The 11,685-nt window shown below is 65.2% G+C and carries 10 protein-coding genes; 5 read left to right on the forward strand and 5 right to left on the reverse strand.

Going from position 1 to position 11,685, the window contains the following annotated elements; genetic code table 11:
* Nucleotides 1–223 precede the first annotated feature (223 nt).
* The 3 genes from BH93_RS20830 (at nucleotide 224) to BH93_RS20840 (ending at nucleotide 2,619) form a co-directional block, all read left to right on the forward strand.
* The gene (locus BH93_RS20830; RefSeq protein ID WP_032377327.1) at nucleotides 224–742 is read left to right on the forward strand and encodes a hypothetical protein; all 519 of its coding nucleotides are present in this window, start codon (nucleotides 224–226) and stop codon (nucleotides 740–742) included.
* 7 nt (nucleotides 743–749) lie between these two features.
* Nucleotides 750–1,760 carry a hypothetical protein gene (locus tag BH93_RS20835; RefSeq protein ID WP_037175455.1) on the forward strand — a complete coding sequence of 337 codons (1,011 nt, stop codon included), beginning with the start codon at nucleotides 750–752 and terminating at the stop codon, nucleotides 1,758–1,760.
* Between the two features lie 403 nt (nucleotides 1,761–2,163).
* Complete coding sequence (locus tag BH93_RS20840; RefSeq protein ID WP_032377329.1) at nucleotides 2,164–2,619, forward strand: hypothetical protein; 456 nt, start codon at nucleotides 2,164–2,166, stop codon at nucleotides 2,617–2,619.
* 6 nt (nucleotides 2,620–2,625) lie between these two features.
* Here BH93_RS20840 and BH93_RS20845 read toward each other — a convergent pair whose 3' ends face one another.
* From BH93_RS20845 to BH93_RS20860, 4 genes are all read right to left on the reverse strand, one after another.
* Nucleotides 2,626–2,967: a DUF2200 domain-containing protein gene (locus BH93_RS20845; protein WP_032377330.1), complete on the reverse strand. Its 342-nt coding sequence runs from the start codon at nucleotides 2,965–2,967 to the stop codon at nucleotides 2,626–2,628.
* Nucleotides 2,968–3,129: 162 nt separating this feature from the next.
* Complete coding sequence (sucD, locus tag BH93_RS20850; protein WP_032371251.1) at nucleotides 3,130–4,041, reverse strand: succinate--CoA ligase subunit alpha; 912 nt, start codon at nucleotides 4,039–4,041, stop codon at nucleotides 3,130–3,132.
* 8 nt (nucleotides 4,042–4,049) lie between these two features.
* Complete coding sequence (sucC, locus tag BH93_RS20855; RefSeq protein ID WP_032377331.1) at nucleotides 4,050–5,213, reverse strand: ADP-forming succinate--CoA ligase subunit beta; 1,164 nt, start codon at nucleotides 5,211–5,213, stop codon at nucleotides 4,050–4,052.
* Between the two features lie 146 nt (nucleotides 5,214–5,359).
* Nucleotides 5,360–7,225: a hypothetical protein gene (locus tag BH93_RS20860; protein WP_037175457.1), complete on the reverse strand. Its 1,866-nt coding sequence runs from the start codon at nucleotides 7,223–7,225 to the stop codon at nucleotides 5,360–5,362.
* 232 nt (nucleotides 7,226–7,457) lie between these two features.
* Between BH93_RS20860 and BH93_RS20865 the strand changes: the two genes are divergently transcribed.
* Nucleotides 7,458–8,465, forward strand: a complete 1,008-nt coding sequence (locus tag BH93_RS20865; RefSeq protein WP_037175458.1) for a M23 family metallopeptidase — start codon at nucleotides 7,458–7,460, stop codon at nucleotides 8,463–8,465.
* Between the two features lie 85 nt (nucleotides 8,466–8,550).
* On the opposite strand, the gene pcrA is transcribed toward BH93_RS20865, so the two are convergent.
* Entirely contained in the window at nucleotides 8,551–11,040 is a 2,490-nt protein-coding gene (gene pcrA / locus BH93_RS20870; RefSeq protein WP_037175459.1) for a DNA helicase PcrA, read from the reverse strand.
* A 331-nt stretch (nucleotides 11,041–11,371) separates the two neighbouring features.
* Here pcrA and BH93_RS20875 point away from each other — a divergent pair, with 331 nt between their 5' ends.
* Nucleotides 11,372–11,662: a chorismate mutase gene (locus BH93_RS20875; RefSeq protein ID WP_032378292.1), complete on the forward strand. Its 291-nt coding sequence runs from the start codon at nucleotides 11,372–11,374 to the stop codon at nucleotides 11,660–11,662.
* Nucleotides 11,663–11,685 lie beyond the last annotated feature (23 nt).

Consider the following 11,685-nt stretch of genomic DNA (forward strand, 5'->3'; position numbering starts at 1 on the left):
TCAGCATGTCGGTCACCGCGAGACGGATATCGGAGGCCTTCGAGCCCACGGGTCGGTGTTGCTGTACTCAAACAAGACCGTCGTTCGACCCGTTATCCAGGGTCGAAAAGTACTTCGTGACAGATACCGTCAATCTGTAACGTGTCACAACCTGCGGCGATTAATGTTGTGCTCACCACAAACCGGCGGGTCCGAACACTCGCCCTCCCCTAGGACGCCCCTCATGCGCAAGTCACTCTTCGCCACTGTCGCCGTAGCCGGCGCATTCGCCGCTGCCGTCATCTCGCCCGCCGTGTCCAACGCCGTACCCACCAACGTGACCTTCACGGTCGCGGGCGGTGCGCTCACCATCACAGCCCCGACATCCCAGGCGCTGACCGTGACCGGCAATACAGCGAGCGGAGGCATCACCCCCGTCGTCGTGTCCGACCAGCGACTCGGAATCAACGGCTGGACTGCGTCGGCGATCAGCACCGCATTCGACAAGCCCGCGCCGGACCCCGCGTCCATCCCAGCGACCGCAGTAACCTACTCGGCGCCGCTCCTACCTGCGCGCACGGGCGTCTCGACGGTAGCCGGAGTATTGGTTCCTCAGACCATCGACTCCACCAAGCCTGTCGTGGTCGCGACAGCGGTCATCGGAGCGAACACCGCCACCTGGACCGGCACCGTCTCCGTCGCACTGCCCAGTGACGTCGTGGCAGGTACGTACACGGGCGTTGTCACGCATTCGGTGGCCTGATCTGTACATGTCACTTCATCGGGGATTGGCGGCCGGAGTCCTGACCGTGCTGATGTTCGCTTCGGCGTTCGTCGCGCAGGCTCCGGCCGCCGCTCAACAACCAACCGAATCGGCACCGGTGGGCAGCGTGGGTATTCGCCTGCTCGAAGCGCCCGTATCGCTACAGGACGATCCGCGGGCACTGGCCTACATCATCGACAACCTGCCGCCCGGCACCACCATCACCAGGCGCATCGAGGTCAGCAACAGCACCGATCAACAGCAGCCGGTCACTCTGTACCCCGCTGCTGCATCGATCGGAGCCGACGACTCCGGCTTCGAGGTAGGTGACGACCGCGCCGTCAACGAGCTCACGACGTGGATGTCGGTGACGCCGACAGACCTCACGCTGGCTCCGAACTCGGCGGCCGAAGCGGTGGTGACCATCGCAGTTCCACCCGACGCCCCCGAGGGCGAGCAGTATGCCGTCGTATGGGCTCAAACTGCCGGCGCCCCAACCGGAACCGGAATTCAGAACGTCAGCCGCGTCGGTATTCGCACTTATCTCTCGGTCGGAGCCGGGAACGGACCGGCCGCCGATCTGGAAATCGGCGATGTCGCGGCGTCACGGAACGAATCGGGTGCGCCGGAGATCGTTGCCACCATCTCCAACACCGGTGGGCGCGCCCTCGACCCGAGCGGAACCGTGGAGTTGTCGGGCGGTCCCGGCGGGATTTCGACTGCACCGGTCAAGGGTTCGGGCGGATCTATCGCGCCAGGGCAATCGGGAAGTGTTACCTTCACGCTCGACCCTGCGCTCCCGGCGGGCCCGTGGCAGGCGGCACTCACCATCACGAGCGGATTGGTGAGCAAGACATCGGCCGTCGAAGTGACGTTCCCTGATCAGGGCTCGGTCACGGCGGCGGAAACATCGTCGGATTCCGGTGTTCCTGTGTGGATCTGGGGACTCGCCGCGCTGGTCGTCTTCGCGATCGCAGCTGCGGTCGTTGTGCTGATGCGGCGGCGAAAGGTCGGTTGAGATGCGACGTCTCGCGGTAGCTGTCGGGGTGGTGGTGGTTCTTGCAGCCACCGCCAACCCGGCGGTGTCTGCGCAACAATTGGCAGACCCCCCTGCAGCCGAACAGAATTGCGTCGTCGCACCTGCGACAACCACAAGTCCCGTCCCGACCACCTCCACGGCGGTTCCGACACCGGCGTGTACGACCACCGACACGACCGCCTCGACCCCTCCGGTGCAGATCGCTACCACTGACGCTCCGGCACCACCCGCAACAACAGCGACCACAACAACAACAACCGATTCTGCAGCGAGCACGCCGACCGAAACATCGAGCGTCGTACCGACTTTCGAGGTTCCGGCGTCAGTGTCAGCCGTGACGCCGACAACCACCGCAACATCGCCCCCGCCCGCGGCGACGCCGATGACCACTGCCCCCCGCCCGGCCGCGAGGGCCGCAGCACCGGCCGCAGCCGCAGCGGACAATCTGCTGAACATTTCGGTGCCATCGACGATGACCGGATCATCGACCGTCATACCGGGAACGACGTGGACGGGAACCATGAGCCTGACGGTGTTGGGCGTCGGATTGGCCGGCTGGAAGTCCGATGTCAGTCTGTCGAACTTTGTCGGATCCAACACCGGTCGCATTCTGGCTCCGACGTCGGCGACCTACCGTGCGCCCCAGTCGAACTGCACGGCCGGTGTAACCGGCAACTCCAGTGCAGTCAATGTCGGATTGACCGCTCAGCCCACCCTCGCCAAAACAGGCGGGGCGCTCTGTCTGACGAGCTGGACATCGACAGTGTCGGTGGACGTCCCATCATCTGGCGTCATCGCCGACACCTACACCGCAACCCTCACTCATTCGATTTACTGATCACGGTCAGCTGCGCAGAATCTTCTCCATCGCCTTGCCCTTGGCGAGTTCGTCGATCAGCTTGTCCAGCAACCGGATTTTCTTCATCAACGGGTCCTCGACATTCTCGACGCGAATGCCGCAGACGACTCCGGTGATCAGTGTCGCGTTCGGATTCAGGTTCGCCGCCGCGAAGAAGTCCTCGAACGTAGTTTCGGCGTCGAGATGGTGCTGGAGAGTCTGTTGATCGAATCCGGTGAGCCACCGAATGATCTCGTCGACCTCCGCTGCGGTGCGACCCTTTCGCTCCACCTTCTTGATGTAGAGCCGATGGACCGTCACGAAGGCGGTGGTGAAGATGTTGTGCACGCCCCACAATCTAGACCCCTTCGTGTCGACGTGACATGGCGTAGCCGGGCTCACTCCTTGTGCGCGTTTTGCGTAGGCAGAGGTACGCAAAACGCGCACAAGGGATGGGGCACGAAAAAGCCCGCCACCGGATTCGGTGGCGGGCTTCTTACGATGTGAAACTTACTTCACAGAAAGCGATTCCAGGATTTCGCGCGCGAGGGCAGCGGTCTCGGACGGCGTCTTGCCGACCTTGACGCCTGCGGCCTCGAGTGCGTCCTTCTTCGCCTGCGCCGTTCCCAGCGAGCCGGAGACGATGGCGCCGGCGTGGCCCATGGTCTTGCCCTCGGGAGCAGTGAAGCCTGCGACGTAACCGACGACCGGCTTGGTCACGTTGGCCTTGATGTAATCGGCTGCACGCTCTTCGGCGTCGCCGCCGATCTCACCGATCATGACGATGATCTTGGTCTCGGGGTCCGCCTCGAACGCCTCGATGGCGTCGATGTGGGTGGTTCCGATGACCGGGTCGCCGCCGATGCCGATGGCCGTCGAGAATCCGAAGTCGCGGAGCTCGAACATCATCTGGTAGGTCAGCGTGCCACTCTTGGAGACCAGGCCGATGGGGCCGGTTCCCGAGATGTTGGCGGGCGTGATGCCGACCAATGCCTCACCGGGAGTGATGATTCCGGGGCAGTTCGGGCCGATGATGCGGGTCTTCTTGCCCTTCTCCACGTTGTAGGCCCACGCGTACGCGGAGTCCTGCACGGGGATACCCTCGGTGATGACGACGAGCAGCGGGATCTCCGCGTCGATGGCCTCGACGATGGCGTCCTTGGAGAATGCCGGCGGCACGAACGCGATGGACACGTCGGCTCCGGTCTTCTCCATGGCCTCGGAAACCGAAGCGAACACCGGCAATTCGATGTCGTTGCCCTGAGCGTCGACGTGCTTGACCGTGGTTCCGGCCTTGCGTGCGTTGACGCCGCCGACGACCTGGGTGCCGGCCTTGAGCATCAGGGCGGTGTGCTTGGTGCCTTCGCCGCCGGTGATGCCCTGGACGATGACCTTGTTGTCCTTGTTCAGAAAGATAGACATTGTTTCCTCTACTTCGCTGCCAGCTCGGCGGCCTTGTCGGCGCCCTCGTCCATGGTTCCGGCGAGCGTCACCAGCGGGTGCGCGGCGTCGGCGAGAATCTTGCGGCCCTCTTCGACCTTGTTGCCGTCGAGACGGACGACCAGCGGCTTGTTGGCGTCGTCGCCCAGCTTCTTCAGCGCGCCGACGATGCCGTTGGCGACTGCGTCACAAGCGGTGATGCCACCGAAGACGTTGACGAACACGCTCTTGACCTGCTCGTCACCGAGGATGACGTCGAGGCCTGCGGCCATGACCTCGGCCGACGCTCCGCCGCCGATGTCGAGGAAGTTGGCAGGCTTGACGCCGCCGTGTGCCTCGCCTGCGTAGGCGACGACGTCGAGGGTCGACATGACAAGTCCTGCACCGTTTCCGATGATTCCGACCTGTCCGTCGAGCTTGACGTAGTTGAGGTCGTTCTCCTTGGCCTTGGCCTCGAGGGGATCGGCTGCGTCCTTGTCCTCGAACTCGGCGTGGCCGGCCTGGCGGAAGTCTGCGTTGGCGTCGAGCGTCACCTTGCCGTCGAGGGCCAGGATCTGATCGTCGGGGGTGCGAACCAGCGGGTTGACCTCGACCAGGAGAGCGTCTTCGTTGATGAAGACCTCCCACAGCTTCTGGATGGTCACCGCAGCGGCGTCGAGCACCTCGGCGGGCAGCTTGCCCTTCTCGGCGATCTCACGAGCGAAAGCGAGGTCTACGCCCTTGACTGCGTCGACCGGGATACGTGCGAGTGCGTCGGGGTTCTCCTCCGCCGTCACCTCGATCTCCACTCCACCCTCGACCGAACACATCGCGAGGTAGGTGCGGTTGGTGCGATCGAGCAGGAAGGAGATGTAGTACTCCTCGGCGATGTCGGAGGCTTCTGCAACGAGAAGCTTCTTGACGACATGACCCTTGATGTCGAGTCCGAGAATCGCTTCTGCGTTCTCGGTGGCTGCTGCGACGTCCTTGGAGTACTTGACTCCGCCGGCCTTGCCGCGGCCGCCGACCTTGACCTGTGCCTTGACCATTACTGGCTTGCCGATTTCTTCGGCAATCTGTGTTGCTCCGGCGACCGTGTCGGTGACACGACCGGCGGAGGTGGGTACGCCATGCTTGGCGAACAATTCCTTCGCCTGGTATTCGAAGAGATCCATCAGCTCACCGTCTCGTCTACGTTGACGCCCGCTCCAGGGGTGTGAGCGGGTCTGAGCATGGACTTTATCCAGGTGCCCCGACGGCGCATCGGGCGCATGCATGCTATGTGGCCTATCTCACCGCCGAGGGCGCGATGAAATGGCCGTCACCGATCGGCGCGGCGGGCCGAAAGTGCCGCAGCGACACCGAGAACGACGATTCCCACCACCAACGGCAGAACGGCGGGCCCCATCACCGGATCCGTTGCCCGGGCAGATGTCAGCGGCCACGACGCGAGATGAACGATGCCGGCGACCGCTGCTGCTGCGAGCAGAACGCTGCCGCGAGCGGCCCGAGCTCGCGCGGCAACGAGGGCTGCGACGACGATGCCGACGGCGAGCACCATCTGCCCCCAGGTATCCCAACCCCACGGAAATTCTGTGACGGTTGCGGCGGTGACGTCGCTGCCCCGATACAGCGGCAGCGCCAGGCCGATCGCGAGAAGTGCGGCACCGAACAAACCGACGCCCAGCACGACGCCGTCCGTCGACACGTCCGCGGATGTGTCGACATCGTCGCGTTCGGCCGATCCGGCGAACAGAGCCAGCAGTCCGGTGACTGCCGCTGCGACGACGCCCGCGATGATCGCCAGAGCGCCGATGCCTGTGCCGACTCCGTCCACGTCCTCGGCGAGCACGACCGATTGCAACACCGAAGCCGCCGCCGACACCGCGCCGAGCCAGAACAAGGCCACGAACGGGCGTGCAGCAGAGGCGAACTCGGAGAACAGCAGCGGCACCGAACCCAGAATCATCACGAAGCCGGCAACCAACACGACCCGGGTGGCCAGGATCTGCGGCACGGCGATGCCCGAGTCGGTCTCGAGAATCGGCAGTAGCGAACCGACGACGAACAGCGCGCCGGCGAGAACGCCTGCACTGCCTGCTGCGGCATGCCATCTGGTCGCTCCTGGACCGGCGACGCCGCGGGCACTTCGCGCACCCGCCTCGCGTTCCTGCGCTCTCTGCAGCGCGCGCCGGTCTCGGGCAGCGGCGACGGGTGCGAGCGCTGCGCCGCAGACCAGCAATCCGATTCCGGCCGCCGTCCCCAGATAGGCCCCGGGCCCGGCGCTCACCCGAGCCCCGGTGCTCAGTCCGGCGAGCAGACCGACGCCCGCGAACCCCAACACGCCGAGTCCGGCTCCGACGGACGCGCCCGAGGCCACCAGCGGCGACAGCGAGGCCAGCGCCGACGCCACCACCACGAGTGCCGCGACGCCGACGACCCCGGATCCAACGGCGACGAACACCGGCGATTCCACGACGGCGGTGACGATCACCACCGGGTCCTCCGAGCGGTACAGCGACGAGAACGCCGCGACGGCCGCGAGTACACCGAACGCGCCGAGCAACGCCCCCAGCAACGAACCGACCCGACCCGCCGACGCGCGCCCCACGTGCTCGGAATAGACCGAGTGGCCGTACCCGTCACCGAGCCCGGCGCGATGCACCGCGGACCACCCCGCAACGCCCGCCAGCACGGACGCTGCGTGACCGACGAGCAGAATCCGGGCACCGGCGGTGGCGTCGAGCATGGCGGCGCTCAGGGGACGAAAGAGCTCGAGCCGATTCGCATCGATCGGGTCCGACAGCAGAGCGATGTCCAGTAGTGCGATGCCGAGTGCCACCGCGCCGTACCCGGCGAGAAGTGCCGCGGCGAACTCGATACGCCTCGTGGCCGCACCCACCGCCGCTGCGACGGCAACCAGGACAGGAAGAGCGACGGCGACAACCGCGGCCGACGCGGCGCCGCTTCCCACCGGCGAACCGTCGACGCTTCGGACGACGCCGACGAGTGGGGCCGCCGCCGCGGCAGCTGCTGCGATCAGAGCGAAGACGAGTGCAACCGCGACGCGCGACGTGGGTGACGGATCGTCCGCTCTGTCGCCCGGCCCGTCGAGCGGCTCGATTCGTTGCGGTTCCGCACGCTCGGAACCGCGGGCGGACGAGTCGTCGAAGGTGGGAGTCGGCATTCGGATCACGGTATCGGCTCGACGGGCGTGGACACCGTTACTGTTGCTGCATGCACTCCGGGTGTCCGATTACGGATGTGGCTCGTCACGACATAAACACTGGTCGGGCTGTGAGCCATCTCACATATCCTCCCAGTTTGGGCTGTTAACTTGCGCGCCCCGCAATCATTTCGTTACCGTCTGCCGAGTCTTTCAGTAACGGCCAGGTCACGGATAACGGAGGTTGTAGGTCTTGCAGCAACACCGTGCGTCCTTCACCTCCAGCCGGTTCACTCGACCCGCCGCTGAAGAAGCGACCACGGTCTACAGCTACGAGCCTGCCGACGACAACGGCGCGTACGACGCGTACTCCTACCCGGCGTACCAGTACGCCGAGGCCGAGTACGTCGACACCGCCTACGTCGCACCCGACGAAGCACCGACCGTCGTCACGACGTTCGCGACCACCGCAGACGCCACCCCCGTGGCCCGTCGCGGCGGAGCACACCGAATCCCGCTTCCCCCCACCGCCCTCAAAGGCCGCGCTGCTGTACTCGCCGTGGCTGCCGGCGCTGTCGTGGCTGCAGGCCAGGCCGTCATCAACGACGACTCGCCCGCTACGGTCGCCACCTCCGAGTACGCGCTCGCCGCCGGTGAAGCACCCGCCGCCGCAGTCGCGGCCACCACCGCCCCGCAAACTGCCGAACTCGACGCAGATTCGTCGAGCGCAACGCCGTCGCAGGCACCGCAGATTCTCAGCGTCGCGGCACCGGCCGATCTGAGCCAGTTCAACGACTTGCTCGCCAAGGGTCAGCGCTTCAGCGAAGAGCGTGCTGCACGTGAAGCAGCCGCCCGCCGGCCCCTGTTTGCCCTCCCCGCGCAGGGCACCTACACCTCCAACTTCGGTACTCGCTGGGGCGTTCTCCACGCCGGTGTCGACGTTGCCAACGCCATCGGAACTCCGATCTACGCCGTCGCCGACGGCAAGGTCATCGACTCCGGTCCGGCTGCAGGCTTCGGCATGTGGGTTCGACTGCAGCACGCCGACGGCACGATCACCGTGTACGGCCACATCGACAGCACGCTCGTCACCGTCGGCCAGGATGTCATGGCCGGCGATCAGATCGCACGTATGGGCAACCGCGGCTTCTCCACCGGACCGCACCTGCACTTCGAGGTCCACCTCCCGGGCGAGGTCAAGATCGACCCGCTGCCCTGGCTCGCCTCCCGAGGAATCTCCCTCGGACCCGAAATGGACTGAGCCTCTTCCACTACTGCACAACAAGCCGGACCCCGCTCTCGCAGGGCCCGGCTTTCGCGTTGTCGGGGGCTTTACAGCTTGGTCTCTACAGCTTGGTCATCGGGACGCCGCCGATGAGCATCATCTTGACGCGGCCGGCCGAGCCGAAGTCGATCAGGACCATCGCCTTGACGCCGGCACCGGTCGATTCCAGCACCGTACCCAGGCCGTACTTGTCGTGACTGACTCGATCACCGACGGCGAGAACAAGATTGGAGTTGCGCCCCTTGGCGGCACCGAAGCTGGGCGACGAGCTCTGGCCGCGTGACGAGGAGCCGCCGGAACCACCCGAGCCATAGCTGTTCGAGCCGTAACCACCGCCCGAGCCGTAACTGTTCGAGCCGTAGCTCCCGGATCTGCCACCGCCGATCGCGCGGCCGCCGCCGGTGCCGGGATCCTCACGTCGCCAATCGATCAGGTGTTGCGGGACTTCCTGCAGGAAACGTGATTCCGGGTTCGCAATGGGCTGGCCCCACGCCGACCGCATGATCGCGCGCGTGAGATAGAGCCGCTGCCGTGCGCGCGTGATACCCACGTATGCCAGGCGTCGCTCCTCGGACAGTTCGTTGGGGTCACCCAGTGCTCGCATGTGCGGGAATTGGCCGTCCTCCCAGCCGGTCACGAAGACGACCGGAAACTCCAGGCCCTTCGCGGTGTGCAGCGTCATCAAGGTGACGACTCCGGTGCCCGAGTCGGGAATCTGATCGGTATCGGCTACCAGGGAGACCCGTTCGAGGAATGCCGCGAGCGAACCCGGTTCGGCCAGCCCGTCGACGCCACCGTCGTCCTCGCTTCGGTCGTCGCCTGTCTCGAGCGCTTCCTCCGCCACCGCGGCTTGGTTTCGCGCCTCGGACGTGAACTCCCTTGCCACGCTGACAAGTTCGTTGAGGTTGTCCAGGCGTGCGCCGTCCTGCGGATCACTGCTGGCTTCGAGTTCGGCGCGGTAGCCCGTGCGGTCGAGAACGGCTTCGACGACATCACCGATATCGGCGATGTCGTTTCCGTCGCCGTCGGTCGCGGTGAGTACTGCGCGCAGTTCGTCGAGCAATTCCATGAACTGTGCGATCAGCTTCTGCTGCCGCGAGTTGAGCAACGCCACCTTGCCCGCGGCCGCGTCGTGCAGGGCGCGCGAGAAGCTGATGTCACGTTGCTCCGCGTGGACGGCGACACACGCCTCGGCACGATCGCCGATACCTCGGCGCGGGGTGTTCAGGATGCGTCGCATGCTGACGGTGTCGTCCTCGTTGGACAGCACCCGCAGATACGCGACCAGGTCCCGTACTTCCTTGCGCTCGTAGAACCGGACGCCGCCGACGACCTTGTACGGCAGACCGAGTCGAATGAAGATCTCTTCGAGCGCACGCGAGGAGTTGTTGGTGCGATAGAACACCGCTACCTCGTCGAAGCGCACATCTCCGCCGTCGACGAGCCGGTCGATCTCCGAGGCCACGAACGACGCCTCGTCGTGCTCGTTGTCTGCGACGTAGCCGACGATCAGCTCGCCCTCGCCGGTGTCGGTCCACAACTTCTTCTCGCGGCGACCGATGTTGCGAGAGATCACGGCATTGGCGGCCGAGAGAATGTTCTGCGTCGACCGGTAGTTCTGCTCGAGCAAGATAGTGCGAGCGTCGGGGTAGTCGCGCTCGAATTCCTCGATGTTGCGGATGGTCGCGCCGCGGAAGGCGTAGATGGACTGATCGGCATCGCCCACCACACACAGCTCTCCCGGAGCGACGGTGCCCTCGAGCGCTCCGTCGGCATCGGGAGTGCCCACCAGCTCTCGCACCAGCATGTACTGAGCGTGGTTGGTGTCCTGATACTCGTCGACCAGCACGTGCCGGAATCTGCGGCGGTAGTACTGGGCCACCTGCGGGAAGGCCTGCAGAATTCCCACTGTCTCGCCGATGAGGTCGTCGAAGTCCATGGCGTTGGCCGCGCGCAGACGCTGCTGATAGATGCGATAGACCTTCGCGACGAGCCGCGGCAGCTCGGCAGGGTCGCCGTCGGCGTCCTCGGTGGCCTTGTCCGGGCCGATCAGTTCGTTCTTGAGGTTGGAGATCGCCGTCGAGAGCAGCCGCGCCGAGAACTTCTTGGTGTCGATCTGCAGATCCTTGGAAATCATCGTCAGCAATCGGCGCGAGTCGTCGGCGTCGTAGATCGAGAAGTTCGAGTTCAGCCCGGGCAGCAGCGCTGCCTGGGCCCGCAGAATTCGCACACAACTCGAGTGGAACGTCGATACCCACATCGCATTCGCTCGCGGTCCCACCAGACCGGCGACTCGCTCGCGCATCTCCGCGGCGGCCTTGTTGGTGAACGTGATGGCCAGAATCTGACCTGGGGACACCCCGCGCTCGGCGAGCAGATACGCGATACGACGCGTCAGCACCGCTGTCTTGCCCGAACCGGCTCCAGCCACGATGAGCAGCGGCGATCCGGTGTGCACAACGGCCTCACGTTGCTGGGGATTGAGCCCTTCCAACAACGCGTCGGACGCAGCATTCTTACGGGACGCGAGGCCTTGGAGGAATGTGTTCATCGTCAGGTCAGGTTACCGGCGCGTACCGACAAACCCACATCGCGTGGTCCCGGCCCCGACGGATGACTTTTCAGGACGGTCGGCCCGTGGCACACTGGATCGGTGATCGAAAAAACCGTACGTCATCGCCTGCGTCGGGTCGGCCGCTCCTCTGCCACACGTACGGGAGCCTGTCGATAGACGCAACGCCCCTGGTTCCAGGCGGGGGCTCGAAGGTCCGGGCAGGAAATTCGAGCCGGGAACCGAGCCGCCGAGCGATGCAGCTCCGAATACGAAAGGCGTAACGGTGACGGACGACGCAGCGATCCAAGATGTGACCCGAGGAGAGACGATGGCCATGACGACGAAGATCGACTCAGAGATTGCAGTGCCTTCCAGCGAGGCCGAGATCAACGATTTGCGCCAGGAAATCGACCGCCTCGATGCCGAGATCCTGACGGCCATCAAGCGTCGCTCCGAGGTCTCGCAGATCATCGGCCGCACCCGCATGGCCTCCGGTGGTCCGCGCCTGGTGCACAGCCGTGAGATGAAGGTCCTCGAGCGTTTCAGCAGCCTCGGTCAGGAAGGCCACACGTTGGCCATGCTCCTGCTCCGCCTCGGTCGCGGTCGCCTCGGACACTGATAGACCCCTCGGTTGGGCGCGCG

Origin of the sequence: Rhodococcoides fascians A25f (assembly GCF_000760935.2) — a bacterium.
Lineage (GTDB): Bacteria > Actinomycetota > Actinomycetes > Mycobacteriales > Mycobacteriaceae > Rhodococcoides.